This window comes from Enterobacter sp. PTB, from assembly GCF_051130085.1.
Taxonomy (GTDB): domain Bacteria; phylum Pseudomonadota; class Gammaproteobacteria; order Enterobacterales; family Enterobacteriaceae; genus Enterobacter; species Enterobacter ludwigii.
In genome coordinates this window covers 311,561-325,547 of sequence record NZ_JBDKEE010000005.1, presented here as the reverse complement: position 1 = coordinate 325,547, position 13,987 = coordinate 311,561, and the positions used below count along the sequence as shown (strand labels likewise).

17 protein-coding genes and 1 riboswitch are annotated in these 13,987 nt (G+C 56.6%); of the genes, 11 read left to right on the top strand and 6 right to left on the bottom strand.

The window, feature by feature from the left end; genetic code table 11:
• Window positions 1-151 precede the first annotated feature (151 nt).
• From rutA to rutG, 7 genes are read left to right on the top strand one after another with little or no spacing between them, the layout of a single operon-like run.
• The gene (gene rutA, locus AAIR21_RS09225) at window positions 152-1,243 is read left to right on the top strand and encodes a pyrimidine utilization protein A (RefSeq protein ID WP_025204484.1); all 1,092 of its coding nucleotides are present in this window, start codon (window positions 152-154) and stop codon (window positions 1,241-1,243) included.
• Window positions 1,243-1,932, top strand: coding sequence for a pyrimidine utilization protein B (rutB, locus tag AAIR21_RS09220; protein ID WP_020884717.1), 690 nt, complete (start codon window positions 1,243-1,245; stop codon window positions 1,930-1,932). The genes rutA and rutB overlap by 1 nt, the downstream gene beginning before the upstream one ends.
• A gap of 11 nt (window positions 1,933-1,943) precedes the next feature.
• Complete coding sequence (gene rutC, locus AAIR21_RS09215) at window positions 1,944-2,330, top strand: pyrimidine utilization protein C (RefSeq protein ID WP_050736619.1); 387 nt, start codon at window positions 1,944-1,946, stop codon at window positions 2,328-2,330.
• A gap of 7 nt (window positions 2,331-2,337) precedes the next feature.
• The gene (gene rutD, locus AAIR21_RS09210) at window positions 2,338-3,138 is read left to right on the top strand and encodes a pyrimidine utilization protein D (protein ID WP_020884719.1); all 801 of its coding nucleotides are present in this window, start codon (window positions 2,338-2,340) and stop codon (window positions 3,136-3,138) included.
• A 9-nt stretch (window positions 3,139-3,147) separates the two neighbouring features.
• On the top strand, window positions 3,148-3,738 hold the full coding sequence (locus AAIR21_RS09205) for a malonic semialdehyde reductase (protein ID WP_025204485.1): 591 nt from the start codon (window positions 3,148-3,150) through the stop codon (window positions 3,736-3,738).
• A gap of 9 nt (window positions 3,739-3,747) precedes the next feature.
• The gene (rutF, locus tag AAIR21_RS09200; protein WP_014169496.1) at window positions 3,748-4,242 is read left to right on the top strand and encodes an NADH-dependent FMN reductase RutF; all 495 of its coding nucleotides are present in this window, start codon (window positions 3,748-3,750) and stop codon (window positions 4,240-4,242) included.
• Between the two features lie 21 nt (window positions 4,243-4,263).
• The gene (gene rutG / locus AAIR21_RS09195) at window positions 4,264-5,592 is read left to right on the top strand and encodes a pyrimidine utilization transport protein G (protein WP_183516467.1); all 1,329 of its coding nucleotides are present in this window, start codon (window positions 4,264-4,266) and stop codon (window positions 5,590-5,592) included.
• Here rutG and AAIR21_RS09190 read toward each other — a convergent pair.
• The gene (locus tag AAIR21_RS09190; RefSeq protein ID WP_183516468.1) at window positions 5,580-6,503 is read right to left on the bottom strand and encodes a DMT family transporter; all 924 of its coding nucleotides are present in this window, start codon (window positions 6,501-6,503) and stop codon (window positions 5,580-5,582) included. The two genes, rutG and AAIR21_RS09190, sit on opposite strands and share 13 nt — an antisense overlap.
• A 117-nt stretch (window positions 6,504-6,620) precedes the next feature.
• Window positions 6,621-6,791 (bottom strand): general stress protein, encoded by a 171-nt coding sequence (locus AAIR21_RS09185; protein ID WP_001273664.1) that lies wholly within the window; start codon window positions 6,789-6,791, stop codon window positions 6,621-6,623.
• Between the two features lie 391 nt (window positions 6,792-7,182).
• Here AAIR21_RS09185 and wrbA point away from each other — a divergent pair, with 391 nt between their 5' ends.
• Together wrbA and AAIR21_RS09175 are read left to right on the top strand one after the other, a co-directional pair.
• Window positions 7,183-7,779 (top strand): NAD(P)H:quinone oxidoreductase, encoded by a 597-nt coding sequence (wrbA, locus tag AAIR21_RS09180; protein ID WP_014169491.1) that lies wholly within the window; start codon window positions 7,183-7,185, stop codon window positions 7,777-7,779.
• Window positions 7,780-7,797: 18 nt separating this feature from the next.
• Window positions 7,798-8,025, top strand: a complete 228-nt coding sequence (locus AAIR21_RS09175) for a YccJ family protein (protein ID WP_014169490.1) — start codon at window positions 7,798-7,800, stop codon at window positions 8,023-8,025.
• Window positions 8,026-8,057: 32 nt separating this feature from the next.
• Here AAIR21_RS09175 and agp read toward each other — a convergent pair whose 3' ends face one another.
• Both agp and AAIR21_RS09165 read right to left on the bottom strand, forming a co-directional pair.
• Window positions 8,058-9,299 carry a bifunctional glucose-1-phosphatase/inositol phosphatase gene (gene agp / locus AAIR21_RS09170; protein WP_183516469.1) on the bottom strand — a complete coding sequence of 414 codons (1,242 nt, stop codon included), beginning with the start codon at window positions 9,297-9,299 and terminating at the stop codon, window positions 8,058-8,060.
• An 86-nt stretch (window positions 9,300-9,385) separates the two neighbouring features.
• Window positions 9,386-9,745: a winged helix-turn-helix transcriptional regulator gene (locus AAIR21_RS09165; RefSeq protein WP_014169488.1), complete on the bottom strand. Its 360-nt coding sequence runs from the start codon at window positions 9,743-9,745 to the stop codon at window positions 9,386-9,388.
• Window positions 9,746-9,845: 100 nt separating this feature from the next.
• Between AAIR21_RS09165 and AAIR21_RS09160 the strand changes: the two genes are divergently transcribed.
• Window positions 9,846-10,595, top strand: coding sequence for an SDR family oxidoreductase (locus tag AAIR21_RS09160; protein WP_183516470.1), 750 nt, complete (start codon window positions 9,846-9,848; stop codon window positions 10,593-10,595).
• Window position 10,596: 1 nt separating this feature from the next.
• On the opposite strand, the gene AAIR21_RS09155 is transcribed toward AAIR21_RS09160, so the two are convergent.
• A complete protein-coding gene (locus AAIR21_RS09155; protein ID WP_025204489.1) occupies window positions 10,597-11,100 on the bottom strand; it encodes a DedA family protein in 504 nt (167 codons plus the stop codon).
• 290 nt (window positions 11,101-11,390) lie between these two features.
• A riboswitch (M-box (ykoK) riboswitch) is annotated at window positions 11,391-11,560 on the top strand.
• Between the two features lie 60 nt (window positions 11,561-11,620).
• On the opposite strand from AAIR21_RS09155, the gene AAIR21_RS09150 reads away from it, so the two are divergent.
• Window positions 11,621-12,622 (top strand): magnesium transporter, encoded by a 1,002-nt coding sequence (locus tag AAIR21_RS09150; RefSeq protein WP_020884727.1) that lies wholly within the window; start codon window positions 11,621-11,623, stop codon window positions 12,620-12,622.
• A gap of 41 nt (window positions 12,623-12,663) precedes the next feature.
• On the opposite strand, the gene AAIR21_RS09145 is transcribed toward AAIR21_RS09150, so the two are convergent.
• Window positions 12,664-13,740: a LacI family DNA-binding transcriptional regulator gene (locus tag AAIR21_RS09145; protein WP_183516471.1), complete on the bottom strand. Its 1,077-nt coding sequence runs from the start codon at window positions 13,738-13,740 to the stop codon at window positions 12,664-12,666.
• Window positions 13,741-13,987 lie beyond the last annotated feature (247 nt).

Below are 13,987 nucleotides of genomic sequence, written 5' to 3'. Positions count from 1 at the left end.
TTCTGTGCAATGTTTTTGACCATTTAGTCCACATTTGCGTATCTCAATTAACCAACCATTGATTAACACATTAATAACAAAGCCATTTTCAAAACTGGCATTGCCTTTGCAAAACCCTCTTTACCTGCAACGTCGTAAAGAGAGGTTCGTGATGAAAATTGGCGTATTTGTACCTATCGGCAACAACGGCTGGCTAATCTCGACCACCGCCCCGCAATACATGCCTACTTTTGAGCTGAATAAAGCTATCGTGCAGAAGGCGGAGCACTACCATTTCGATTTTGCGCTTTCGATGATCAAACTGCGGGGTTTCGGCGGCAAGACCGAATTCTGGGATCACAACCTGGAGTCCTTCACCCTGATGGCCGGGCTGGCAGCCGTCACCTCGCGCATTCAGATCTACGCGACGGCCGCCACCCTCACCCTGCCGCCGGCGATCGTTGCCAGAATGGCCTCCACCATCGACTCCATCTCCGGTGGTCGCTTTGGCGTTAACCTGGTTACGGGCTGGCAAAAACCTGAATATGAGCAGATGGGGATCTGGCCGGGCGACGAGTATTTCTCCCGCCGCTACGACTACCTGACCGAGTATGTGCAGGTGCTGCGCGATCTCTGGGGCACCGGCAAAAGCGACTTCAAAGGTGATTACTTCACCATGAACGACTGCCGCGTCAGCCCGCAGCCTTCCGCCCCGATGAAAGTGATCTGCGCCGGGCAGAGCGACGCAGGAATGGAATTCTCCGCTAAATACGCCGACTTCAACTTCTGCTTTGGCAAAGGCGTGAATACCCCAGCCGCCTTCGCCCCGACCGCGGCACGCATGAAAGAGGCCGCGGACAAAACCGGTCGCGATGTGGGTTCCTATGTCCTGTTTATGGTCATTGCCGACGAAACCGACGACGCCGCCCGCGCGAAATGGGAACGGTATAAGGCGGGCGCGGACGATGAAGCGCTGAGCTGGCTCACCGAACAGAGCCAGAAAGATACCCGTTCCGGCTCGGACACCAACGTCCGTCAGATGGCCGACCCGACCTCAGCGGTCAACATCAACATGGGCACGCTGGTCGGTTCCTATGCCAGCGTCGCCAGAATGCTCGATGAAGTGGCCGCCGTGCCCGGTGCGGAAGGCGTGCTGCTGACCTTCGATGAGTTCCTGACCGGTGTGGAAACATTCGGCGAGCGCATTCAGCCGCTGATGCAGTGCCGCGCCCACATTCCTGCTATCACAAAGGAGGTCGCGTAATGACCACGCTTGCAGCACGTCCGGAAGCCATCACCTTTGCGCCGCACCAAAGTGCCCTGATTGTGGTGGATATGCAAAACGCCTATGCCAGCCAGGGCGGCTATCTGGATCTGGCGGGATTTGACGTCTCCGCCACCCGACCGGTGATTGAGAACATTAAAACCGCAGTCAACGCAGCCCGCGCGGCTGGCATGCTGATCGTCTGGTTCCAGAACGGCTGGGACGATCAATATGTGGAGGCCGGTGGCCCGGGCTCTCCCAATTTCCATAAATCGAACGCCCTGAAAACCATGCGCAAACGGCCCGAACTGCAGGGCACACTGCTGGCGAAAGGCAGCTGGGATTACCAGCTGGTGGATGAGCTGGTGCCAGAGGCAGGCGATATCGTGCTGCCCAAACCGCGCTACAGCGGCTTTTTCAACACCCCGCTCGACAGCCTGCTGCGCAGCCGGGGGATCCGTCATCTGGTCTTTACCGGCATCGCTACCAACGTCTGCGTGGAATCCACCCTGCGCGACGGCTTCTTCCTGGAATATTTTGGCGTGGTGCTGGAAGACGCCACCCATCAGGCCGGGCCGGCGTTTGCGCAGCAAGCGGCCCTGTTCAACATCGAAACCTTTTTTGGCTGGGTCAGCAACGTCGCGGATTTTTGCGACGCCCTGAATCCACCGCTAGCCCGTATTGCCTGAGGAACAAGACCATGCCGAAATCCGTGATTATTCCGCCAGGAACCAGTACTCCGATTGCCCCGTTCGTGCCCGGCACGCTGGCCGATGGTGTGGTGTATGTATCCGGCACGCTGCCGTTTGATCAGCACAATAACGTGGTCTACCCCAACGACCCAAAGGCGCAAACCCGCCACGTGCTGGAGACGATCAAAAAAGTGATCGAAACAGCGGGTGGCACAATGGAGGATGTGACGTTCAACAGTATCTTTATCACCGACTGGAAAAACTACGCCGCGATTAACGACATTTACGCCGAGTTCTTTCCCGGTGATAAACCGGCCCGGTTCTGCATTCAGTGTGGGCTGGTGAGGCCAGATGCGCTGGTTGAAATCGCGACCGTTGCACACATCGCAAAGTGAGGCGGCCATGAAGCTCTCTGTCTCACCTCCCCCTTACGACGGCGCGCCCACGGTTGTCCTGATTGCCGGGCTTGGCGGGGGCGGCAGCTACTGGCTACCGCAGCTTGCCGTCCTGGAGCAAGAGTACCAGGTGGTGTGCTACGACCAGCGCGGGACGGGCAATAATCCCGACGTGCTGCCGGAAGCCTACAGCCTGGCGATGATGGCCGACGAGCTGGCCCGGGCGCTGAATGCCGCCGGGATCGTTCGTTACTGCGTCGTGGGTCATGCGCTGGGGGCGCTGATCGGCCTGCAGCTGGCGCTCGACCACCCCGATGCCCTCAGCGCGCTGGTGTGCGTGAACGGCTGGCTCACTCTGAATGCTCATACCCGACGCTGTTTCCAGATCCGTGAACGCCTGCTTCATGCAGGCGGCGCACAGGCGTGGGTAGAGGCGCAGCCGCTGTTTCTTTACCCGGCCGACTGGATGGCCGCCCGCGCGCCGCGCCTGGAGGCCGAAGAGGCCCTGGCACTGGCCCACTTCCAGGGCAAAAACAACCTGCTGCACAGGCTGAATGCCCTGAAGAAAGCGGACTTCAGTCGCCATGCCTCACGCATTCACTGCCCGGTACACCTTATCTGCTCCGCCGACGATCTGCTCATCCCTGCGGTCTGTTCCACTGAGCTGCAGGCGGCCATCCCCGGCAGCCACAAGGTGGTAATGCGCCAGGGCGGGCACGCCTGCAACGTCACCGAGCCAGAAACTTTTAATACGCTGCTGCTGAACGGGCTTGCCAGCCTGCTGCACAGCCCTGAACCCGCTTTATAAGGAGCCCTGATGAGCGAAGCGATTACCCCTGGCGCGCTGGCATCACTGTTTACCGGCGCACGCACCCATAACGGCTGGCAGGCGATCCCCGTCAGCGACGAGACGCTGCGCGAGATCTACGACCTGATGAAATGGGGTCCCACGTCCGCCAACTGCTCGCCAGCGCGGATTGTGTTTGTACGAAGCGCAGAGGGAAAAGAAAAACTGCGCCCGGCGCTTTCCAGCGGCAACCTGGAGAAAACCCTCACCGCCCCGGTTACGGCGATTGTCGCCTGGGATAGTGAATTTTATGAACGCCTTCCCGCCCTGTTCCCCCACGGGGATGCGCGGAGCTGGTTTACCTCAAGCCCGGCGCTTGCCGAAGAGACAGCCTTTCGCAACAGCGCGATGCAGGCGGCTTACCTGATTTTCGCCTGTCGGGCGCTGGGGCTCGATACGGGCCCGATGTCAGGCTTTGATCGCCAAAAAGTCGACGACGCGTTTTTCACCGGCACGTCGCTGAAAAGTAATCTGCTTATCAATATTGGCTATGGCGATACCAGCAAACTCTACGGCCGTTTGCCGCGTCTGGCCTTTGAAGACGCATGCGCACTGGCATAAGGAGCCACCATGATGACACCCGATAAACAAACCTTCCGTGATGCCATGGCCTGCGTCGGTGCGGCGGTCAATATCATCACCACCGACGGTCCTGCCGGGATGGCGGGTTTCACCGCCAGCGCGGTGTGCAGCGTAACGGATTCACCGCCCACGCTGCTGGTATGCCTGAACCGTGGCGCATCCGTCTGGCCGACCTTCAGTGAAAACCGCACCCTGTGCGTCAATACCCTGAGCGCCGGACAAGAGCCGCTATCAAACCTGTTTGGGGGGAAAACCCCGATGGACGAGCGCTTCGCCGCCGCGCGCTGGGAGACCGGCGAAACGGGGTGCCCGCGTCTGGAGGAGGCGCTGGCCTCGTTTGACTGCCGTATCAGCCAGGTGGTGAGCGTGGGCACGCACGACATCCTGTTTTGCGACATCGTTTCGATTATTCGCCACCCCGCGCCGCAAGGGCTGGTGTGGTTTGACCGCGGCTATCACGCGCTTATGCGACCCGCCTGTTAACCCTCCTTAAGGAGTCAGCTCATGGCAATGTTCGGTTTTCCCCACTGGCAGTTGAAATCGACCTCTACAGAACCTGGCGTGGTCGCGCCGGATGAAAGGCTCCCGCTCGGGCCAACCTTAGTGATGGGGGTTCAGCACGCGGTCGCGATGTTCGGCGCAACGGTGCTGATGCCCATGCTGATGGGGCTTGATCCCAATCTGTCCATTCTGATGTCGGGTATCGGTACCCTGCTGTTCTTTTTCATCACCGGCGGGCGCGTGCCCAGCTATCTTGGTTCCAGCGCTGCGTTTGTCGGCGTGGTCATCGCCACCACCGACTTTAACGGTCAGGGTATCAACCCGAATCTGAGCGTCGCGCTCGGCGGCATTATCGCCTGCGGGCTGGTCTACACGCTGATTGGCCTGGTGGTCATGAAGGTCGGGACGCGCTGGATAGAGCGGATGATGCCTCCCGTCGTCACCGGGGCTGTGGTAATGGCAATTGGTCTGAACCTTGCGCCAATAGCCGTCAGAAGCGTCTCCGGTTCGCCCTTTGAAAGCTGGATGGCGGTGATCACGGTACTCTGCATTGGCCTGGTGGCGGTGTTTACGCGGGGGATGATCCAGCGACTGTTGATCCTGGTGGGGTTAATCGTTGCCTGTCTGGTGTACGCCCTGCTGGCAAACGTCTTCGGTCTGGGCAAGCCGGTTGATTTTACACTGTTGCATAACGCCGCCTGGTTCGGCCTGCCGCAGGTGACGTCTCCGGTCTTTAACACGCAGGCGATGATGTTAATCGCGCCGGTTGCGGTGATCCTGGTGGCAGAAAACTTAGGCCATCTGAAAGCCGTTGCGGGTATGACCGGGCGCAGCATGGACCCTTACATGGGCCGCGCCTTTGTCGGCGACGGTCTGGCTACCATGCTCTCCGGCTCGGTCGGCGGCAGCGGCGTAACGACCTACGCTGAAAATATTGGTGTGATGGCAGTGACCAAAGTTTACTCCACCCTGGTCTTCGTGGCGGCAGCGGTGATGGCGATGCTCCTCGGCTTCTCACCGAAATTCGGCGCGCTGATCCACACCATTCCCGCGCCGGTGATTGGTGGGGCATCGATTGTGGTATTTGGTCTGATTGCCGTTGCCGGGGCACGCATCTGGGTGCAACATCGTGTCGATCTGAGCCAGAACAGCAACCTGATTATGGTGGCGGTCACGCTGGTGCTGGGGGCGGGAGATTTTGCCCTGACGCTGGGCGGCTTCACCCTTGGTGGGATTGGCACCGCAACCTTTGGCGCAATCCTGCTTAACGCCCTGCTGAGCCGCCGGGAAGCGGCCGCACCGCAGGGCGACGTGGTACATCAGGACTCTTGATTTATCGCAGCGCTGTCACGCTCTGGCAGCGCTTTTTTCTTCCGTTTCAGCTTCAGCTCACTCACCAGCACGCCGGCGACAATAAACGCCGCACCCACCAGCGCCAGCAGCGGTAAACGCTCTCCGGCGATACGCCCGAAAATGCCCGCCCATACCGGTTCACCGGTATAGATAACCGTCGCACGCGTCGGGGAAACGCTGCGCTGCGCCCAGTTCATGGTGACCTGGATAATGGCGCTAAAGATGCCCAGCCCCAGCGCCACTACAACCAGCCCGGTGGACATCGGCGGAACAGACTCCCCTGCCGGCACCATGGTGGCAAAAGCCACCAGCGACGCGGTCGCCAGCTGAACCACGGTGACGCGCTTGACGTCCACTTTGCCAGCCCAGGCGCTGATCAGAATAATTTCCGCGGCAATCGCGATAGCACCCACCAGCGTAATGATTTCGCCCGGCCCCAGCGCCAGCAGGTTATTTTCCGGCCCGGCAAGCAAGATAAGGCCAACAAACGCCAGCACGATCCCCGTGCAGGACATCAGACCCGGTATTCTCCCCAGACAGAGCCATTGCAGTAACGGCACCAGTGGCACATACATGGCGGTGATAAACGCCGATTTGCTGCTGGTGATGGTCTGCAATCCCCACGTCTGCAGGCTGTAGCCCATGGCAATCGCAATCCCAATGGCCACCCCGGCCTTCAGTTCTTTAAGCGTCAGCCCACGCAAGGTTTTAAGCGAGAGTAACCCCACGGCAATCGCCGCCGTCGCAAAGCGCAGGCCGACAAAAAAGAACGGACCGCTCAGCGTGACCGCGTACTGGACGGCGAGAAAGGTTCCGCCCCAGAACATGGTGATCAGAATGAGAAGGGCTTCCTGAGGTTTGACGGAGAATGTGAAACGGGAGAGAGACATGCGGCACCAGCAAATAAGCATCAATCCTCTAGTGTGCGATGCCTTTGGTGACAGTTCAATGTTGCAGAAATAAAAAACCGCCGGGAGATCCCGGCGGCAGGGTATCAGCCCGGCGTATTACTTATTGCTGCCATGACTGTTTTTGCCCCCTTTTTTGCCAGCTTCTGATGCCCGCTGAGGGTCATTTTTGAAATTCCCCCCGCTAGACTGGCCACCTTTACGACCTGCTTCTGATGCTCTTTCACGGTCTTCAGCGAAATTACCTGAACCACCACGATGGTTTGCCATCTCTAACCTCCAGAGTGTGAAACATTAGACATCATATTGCATTCAGTAAAAGAGGATTCTTTCACCGCGCGGCTGAAGGACAGTGCCTTTATCTGTGCCACGTGAAATTAAGCTTAGTGGAATGCGGCTATCCGGCAAGTCAGAGGTAATATTCTGCAACATGATCTCAGCCATTCGGGTGAGATTACGCGACGGCCATTTATAAGCCTTTCTTATCATTTTAAAAATCCGCAGCGGGAAAGTTGTTTCATTTTGCTACAAAGCGCTTTTGTATCCATATTGTTATAAATCAAAGAAATGCCGTTCATTTTTGCAGTCTGGCTGTGATGACTTATCTTTAAATGAACGCAGCGATCCGCTGTCAGAAAACACAAACGAGGAGTGATGCAAAATGGCAAAAGTTCTGGTGCTCTATTATTCCATGTATGGACACATTGAAACCATGGCTCACGCGGTAGCAGAAGGTGCAAACAGAGTGGACGGCGTAGAAGTTGTGGTGAAACGCGTACCGGAAACGATGCAGGCTGAGGCGTTCGCCAAAGCCGGGGGGAAAACACAAAATGCCCCGGTTGCCACCCCGCAGGAACTGGCTGATTACGATGCCATTATTTTCGGCACCCCTACCCGATTTGGCAATATGTCAGGCCAGATGCGGACCTTCCTCGATCAAACCGGAGGACTTTGGGCATCCGGAGCGTTATATGGCAAACTCGCCAGCGTCTTCAGCTCCACCGGGACCGGCGGCGGTCAGGAGCAGACGATTACGTCAACCTGGACTACCCTTGCTCACCATGGGATGGTGATTGTGCCGATTGGCTACGGCGCGCAGGAACTGTTTGATATTTCCCAGGTTCGTGGCGGGACACCGTACGGCGCCACCACCATTGCCGGTGGCGATGGCTCCCGACAGCCGAGCAACGAAGAGCTCACTATCGCCCGCTATCAGGGTGAGTATGTCGCAGGCCTCGCCAAAAAACTGAACGGCTAACTCAACAGGAGGACAAGTATGCCAACTCAAGAATCCAAAGCCCACCGCGTGGGTGAATGGGCAAGTTTACGCAACACCTCTCCGGAGATCGCCGAAGCCATTTTTGAAGTCGCGAACTATGACGAGAAGCTGGCAGAGCAGATTTGGGAAGAAGGCAGCGATGAAGTGCTGGAACGTGCCTTCGGGAAAACGGACAAAGACGCGCTCTTCTGGGGTGAGCAAACCATCGAACGTAAAAACGTCTGAACGTTTCCCCCCGCCTGAGCGGGGGGTTTTACCTATTTCGCCGCGTTATTCATCACCGCATTGAATTTATCGATTGGGCAAAAACCGTTCGCATCAACCGGACACCCCTTCAGCTCCAGCGTCACACGCTGTGCCGGCGCATCCAGTGACAGTACGCTGGCGTTACGCAGTTGGTCGGCGCTCTGATAGACATACTCAATCTTCATGAGCTCCTGGTTGGCGCTTTTATCATGCCAGCGCTGGAAAACAATTTTCCCGCCAATTGGCGTCCGCTCATGCTGGTCATGCAGCTGGTACGGTTTGAAATCCAGCGCCGTAAGCAGCGACGCGATATTGGAATCATGCCCTACCAGCAGGGTGATTTTCGGCGCTTTCGCCTGCCCGGTGACGAGGGCCTGGTCGATATACTTCACCAGCGGTTTGGCCACGTTTTGCGCCACCTCGGTGGAGGTAAACAGCGAGTCCTGATAGCCATTTTTCAGCTGCGACAACACGCGCCACTGTTGATCGGTTTTAATTTCACCCCAGGCAACCTGGTCTGCCGGGAAGCCTTCGTAATACTGCAGCATGAAGGCATCCACCAGCGAGTTACCGACTTTTAACGGCCCCGATACGCCAGGTTCTTTTTCATAGTCGGCACTGAAGGTATCTTTCGCCTCCGCCAGCGAGCACACGTTCTTCTCTTTACAGGACGGTGAATCGGCGTAATTCGTCATCTGCTCCAGCAGCTTGTAGCTCTCGCCTAGCTGCATTTTCTGCCGCTCAGTCTCCATCGCCTTCAGCGCTTTTTCACGGAATTCAGGTGAGTTATCCGTAATCACCGGGTTAAAGGTCGGATCCATGGTGCCCATTTTTTCCTGATGATGCACAGGCACATCGCACCCCGGGAAGGCACCGGTGATAAAGAACTGCGCGGTGGCGACAGTGCGCTGCAGGCTGTTGGCATAGGCATATACGCTATCCGCGGCCGGGCACTCGCCGGTTTTCACCATCCCCTGCTGTGCCAGCCACTCGCGCATATAGTGGCCCATGTAGACTTCAAGCACGCCACCTTTGGTGGTGAGCTGGCCGCCTGGCACCTCCCATTCTGGCCACTGCTTCGGTGTGGATTGCTCGAGCACGCTGCCATTATTGGCGAGCGGCGCGCGCAAATTATGGCGACTCATGATTAAAACTTGTTCCAGCTGATACCCTTCCGGCGTCTCTTGCGCCTGCACGCCAGATGTCACTGCAATGGAACCGGCGATTGCCAGCGCGAGTAGTGCTTTTCTCATCCCTAATTCCTCACTCGTTTTAAAATGTCGCAGTGAGTGTGACAGATTCGTGACAATTTTCCGGGAAGCGTTTCGCAAACTGAGGATTACTTTTCAAGGCGATCGCCGTATTCGCTCATCCAGTCGGCCAGCGGGGAGAGCGCGCTCTGGAGGGTTAACCCCAGCGCGGTTATCTGATACTCCACCCGCGGTGGGATCTCCGGGTAGATAGTGCGCGACACCAGCCCGCGCTGCTCAAACAGGCGCAACTGCTTCGTGAGCTCTTTTTGCGTGATGGGGGCGGCGGCGCGCAGCAGATCGCCAAACCGGACCGGTGCATTGAGCATAATCAGGCGATAGAGCACCGGGATGGCCCACTTACCGGAAATCAGGTTTACAAACTGCGTCATCGGGCAGAGATAAACCTCAGATTTTTTTTCACAGGGTATATTGAGCGATTCCGCCATAGCACACCTCTTGCCTCATTAGTATCCAAATGGTACCTGGTTTCCTTTCGATACTAACGTTTCTATAGTGCTTTCTCCAGAGTCATTTCAGGAGAAGCACATGGGTCGTTTAGCAGGTAAATATACGCTGATTACCGGCGGCACTTCCGGTATTGGTCTCGCTACCGCGCAGGAATTTATTGCCGAAGGGGCGCACATTGCTGTCACCGGACGTAACCCGGATACCCTTGCCGAAGCACAACGCATTCTGGGCGATAATGCCTGGGTTATTCCGACCGATGCGGGTGACATCGCCGCGCAAAAAGCGCTGGCGGACACGCTCGCCTCTCGCTGGTCGCGTCTTGATGCCGTGTTTATTAACGCCGGCGATGTGACGCACGGGCTGCTTGAAGAGTGGCAGGAAGACGCCTGGGATCGCCTGATGGGCATCAACCTTAAAGGACCGTTCTTTTTGATTCAGGCCCTGCTGCCGCTGCTCAATAATCCCTCCTCTGTGATCCTGTGCGGGTCCGTGAGCGCCCGCATCGGGCTGCCTGCCAGCAGCGTTTATGCCGCCAGCAAGGCGGGATTACTGTCGCTGGCACGCACGCTGTCAGGGGAGTTGTTGCCGCGCGGTATTCGCGTCAACGGCCTGAGCCCGGGTCCGGTAGAAACACCGGCATTTAATAAAACGGGGTTAAGCGAGGAAGCGCTCAAGGCGATGCTGGGGGATATCACCAAACTTGTGCCGCTGGGCAGAATGGGCACGCCGACGGAGCTGGCGAAAGCCGCGCTCTATCTTGCCTCTGACGAATCGCGCTATATGGTGGGAACGGAACTGCTGGTCGACGGCGGAATGGGAAACCTGTAGGTCAAAAGGCGCTGATGCCGGTGACGATGCCGACATACAGCGCCGCCCATACGACGGCTGAAATCAGGCTTACCGCGTACACCTTCGCCGCGTTCAGTCTGAGCATGCCCGCTGCCAGCGGGACGATATAACGCAGCACCGCCAGGAAACGCGCGGTAAAGAGCACCAGCACGCCGTTTTTCTGCAGCTGATGTTGTACCCGCAAAAATTTCTCGGCGTGCCGGGAGGTAAAGCGCGTGACCAGCCGCGTGTGGCCCATCAACTGGCCGATATGATAATTCAATACCGACCCTGTTGCGGCACCCGCCGCGACAGCCAGCCACGTCAGTCCCGGATGCAGGCTGGTCTGGCTGACGGTGATCCCTGCCAGCAGCATCACCGAGGCAGGCGGAAGCACGGAGGAAACCAGTACCGTAGACTTGCTCAGCGCGATGACGAAAAGCAGCGCGAACAGATGCGTCGGATAGAGCGCAAAATGATTCAGCAGATTGTCAAACCACGTCATATTCCACCCCGCAGCGTTCGTGATGCTGACCATTAGAAACGAACAACCTTAAATGGGGTATCAACCGCTCAGACCTCCAGCAGGAAGGCATTAACGACACGCGAAAATGTCAGCGCCATTTAGAAACACAGAGGTGTGGAATTATACTCTCTTGAGCAATAACCACCGTCATTGATGAATAATCGATGTCATTAATACGCGGGATTAAATTATTGTTCTAAACGTTTCTTAAACGTCTTTTAAATTCCACAGCGCGATTTTTAAAGTGGCGTATTATCCCTCTCGTTTTACAACGATCTCGTTATGGCGAGGCTCCTGTACAAATACACGTTATCGCTCTGGTGGGTTCGAGAGAACCGGCACAGGGTAAAACAGGCACTGTCGAATCAAGGCTTTGTCAGTATAACTTCCCTTACGGGATACGGTGTACAGTGCTGAACCCAGGACGTGGGGATCTCCTCTTCGACATGCCCTGTCTTGCTCGCCCCTGAGAGATTTTATTATTCAAAGGGAATTCACTATGTCTTACGCTATTCACAATCAAAACCTGGCATTCAATGACAGCGCAATCGCGCAATATATGAATACCGATTTTATCGTCCTCGATATTTCATTATGCGTGGCGCTGGCACGCGAGCAATTTTTCGAAAAATTAAAAGACGATGATATTCCATCGCATATTTTCCTCGAAGATAACGGTCGGCTGGCAGGCATGGTTGCGGTGCGCAAACTGCTGCAGACCGCCGATACGGTACAGCCGGTGAAAACGCTGATGATTTCTCAGTTTCTGCAGGTCAAACCGGAAGACGAGCGTGCCGATGTCGCCGGGCTGCTGGCCCACGGCGAGGCGGATGTCGTGCCGGTGGTCACGCACGGTAAAGTGGTCGGCTGCCTGACCGAACGCGAAATCGCCCATCTGCTGGAAGATGATGTCACCGAAGATGCCCAGCTCCAGGGAGCAACGCTGCCGCTGGAAAAGCCGTATCTGGAAACCAGCCCCTTCAGCCTGTGGAAAAAACGCTCCGTCTGGCTGCTGCTGTTGTTTGTCGCTGAAGCCTATACCAGCTCGGTTATTCAGCACTTCGAAGAGGCGCTGGAATCCGCCATTGCCCTGGCCTTTTTTATTCCGCTGCTGATAGGGACCGGTGGGAACAGCGGGACGCAGATCACCTCCACGCTGGTGCGTGCAATGGCGCTGGGTGAAGTGCGTCTGCGCGACGTTGGCCGCGTGTTACGAAAGGAGATGACCACCTCGCTGATGATTGCCGCCACGCTTGGTCTTGCCGGGTGTGTTCGCGCCTGGATGATGGGTATCGGGCTGGAAATTACCCTTATCGTCAGCCTGACGCTGGTCTGCATTACGCTGTGGAGTGCGATTGTCTCGTCAGTTATTCCGATGGTACTGAAGCGCTGCGGCATTGACCCGGCCGTCGTTTCCGCGCCCTTTATCGCGACGCTTATCGACGGAACCGGTCTGATTATCTACTTCAAGATTGCGCAGTACACGCTGGGGCTGGAATAAGAGTGCAGCACCTCACCCACCGGGTTGAGGTGCTCACCGTTTTACATATCGCCAAGCTGATGTGCGATATCACGAAGCTGTTGCGCCAGCGCCTGCAGGTTTTTGCCCGTCTCACCTTTCGGCCCGGTCGACTGCCGCACCACCAGCCGGGCAGGCAAAATGGATGACATGCGCACGGCATTGTCTTCGCCACTGTCAAGAATGCGGCGCACCGCCTCCTTCCCCTGCAGATCCAGGTCCAGCGATACCGTGGTCAATGCCGGATAGAAGAATGAGCTTTCGTAGGTGTCATCGTAGCCAATCACCGATTTTTCACCCGGAATGGAAATCTGATGCTGATGGAAAGCACTTAATACCCCCAGCGCCATCTGGTCGTTGGCCACCAGCACGGCAGAAAATTGCGGCGTCTCGCGCAGCATCTGCAGCGCACCCGCGTAACCGCTCTGCGCATCCCAGTTCCCGCGGATCACCGAGGCCGGCTCCAGACCGTAACCTTTCAGGGTTTCAATCCAGCTTTTCAGCCTGAGCTGCGCCGAGACAGAAGAGGCTGGCCCCGCCAGCAACGCGATTTCCCGGTGCCCCAGTTCGTAGAGATATTTGACGCTGGCACGGGTGCCATCTGCCGGGTTAAACGAAACGTTAAACACGGAACTGTAAGGGTCAACGTCGAGGAACAGACAGACGATATCGTCGTTGTCCGTCGCGATTTTCTGCGCCTGCTCTGCTTCCAGCGGGACGTTGATGATCACCTTACTGACGAGCTGAGATTTCAGTTCATTGATCGAATCCTGGATGCTGTGGTTGACGTTCTCATCAATCATGGAGATCAACACCTGATACCCTTCCACATTTGCATAGCGTTTTACTGCCGCGGCGACCTGTGACGGCGCATGCAAAGCCAGCGAAATCGTCACCAGTCCGACGGTCTGGGTCTGCTTTCCGACCAGCTGCTGTGCCAGGCGGTTCGGGACATACCGCAATAACTCTATGGATTTCTCCACCTTGTGACGCGTGGCTTCGGATACATTGGCAGATTTATTCAGTACCCTGGACACGGTCTGATAGGAGACGCCCGCATGGCGTGCGACGTCCTCTAACGTTGCGCTTTTCGACTTCATGGTCCGGTTCCTTATGTTGTTATGCGCTGATTGTATCAGGGGCGATATAAAAAAACGCCCACTGGGCACTTTTGGCTGCCATAACACCATCAAAAAGTATTACGTTCACAATACTACATTTCTTGTCACACCTCATGAATCGTAACAAAATTGGCTATTTTATTTGCACTTAATCACAGATTAACGATCACGCAATTGCCAGAAAAAAGGTTTAGGCATTTTATGACAGCGGATTTGTGAACGTATT

Bases quoted from the DNA above. Each gene is read 5' to 3' on its own strand.
- rutA (WP_025204484.1), top strand. From the start codon at position 152: ATGAAAATTGGCGTATTTGTACCTATCGGCAACAACGGCTGGCTAATC.
- rutB (WP_020884717.1), top strand. From the start codon at position 1,243: ATGACCACGCTTGCAGCACGTCCGGAAGCCATCACCTTTGCGCCGCAC.
- rutC (WP_050736619.1), top strand. From the start codon at position 1,944: ATGCCGAAATCCGTGATTATTCCGCCAGGAACCAGTACTCCGATTGCC.
- rutD (WP_020884719.1), top strand. From the start codon at position 2,338: ATGAAGCTCTCTGTCTCACCTCCCCCTTACGACGGCGCGCCCACGGTT.
- AAIR21_RS09205 (WP_025204485.1), top strand. From the start codon at position 3,148: ATGAGCGAAGCGATTACCCCTGGCGCGCTGGCATCACTGTTTACCGGC.
- rutF (WP_014169496.1), top strand. From the start codon at position 3,748: ATGATGACACCCGATAAACAAACCTTCCGTGATGCCATGGCCTGCGTC.
- rutG (WP_183516467.1), top strand. From the start codon at position 4,264: ATGGCAATGTTCGGTTTTCCCCACTGGCAGTTGAAATCGACCTCTACA.
- AAIR21_RS09190 (WP_183516468.1), bottom strand. From the start codon at position 6,503: ATGTCTCTCTCCCGTTTCACATTCTCCGTCAAACCTCAGGAAGCCCTT.
- AAIR21_RS09185 (WP_001273664.1), bottom strand. From the start codon at position 6,791: ATGGCAAACCATCGTGGTGGTTCAGGTAATTTCGCTGAAGACCGTGAA.
- wrbA (WP_014169491.1), top strand. From the start codon at position 7,183: ATGGCAAAAGTTCTGGTGCTCTATTATTCCATGTATGGACACATTGAA.
- AAIR21_RS09175 (WP_014169490.1), top strand. From the start codon at position 7,798: ATGCCAACTCAAGAATCCAAAGCCCACCGCGTGGGTGAATGGGCAAGT.
- agp (WP_183516469.1), bottom strand. From the start codon at position 9,299: ATGAGAAAAGCACTACTCGCGCTGGCAATCGCCGGTTCCATTGCAGTG.
- AAIR21_RS09165 (WP_014169488.1), bottom strand. From the start codon at position 9,745: ATGGCGGAATCGCTCAATATACCCTGTGAAAAAAAATCTGAGGTTTAT.
- AAIR21_RS09160 (WP_183516470.1), top strand. From the start codon at position 9,846: ATGGGTCGTTTAGCAGGTAAATATACGCTGATTACCGGCGGCACTTCC.
- AAIR21_RS09155 (WP_025204489.1), bottom strand. From the start codon at position 11,100: ATGACGTGGTTTGACAATCTGCTGAATCATTTTGCGCTCTATCCGACG.
- AAIR21_RS09150 (WP_020884727.1), top strand. From the start codon at position 11,621: ATGTCTTACGCTATTCACAATCAAAACCTGGCATTCAATGACAGCGCA.
- AAIR21_RS09145 (WP_183516471.1), bottom strand. From the start codon at position 13,740: ATGAAGTCGAAAAGCGCAACGTTAGAGGACGTCGCACGCCATGCGGGC.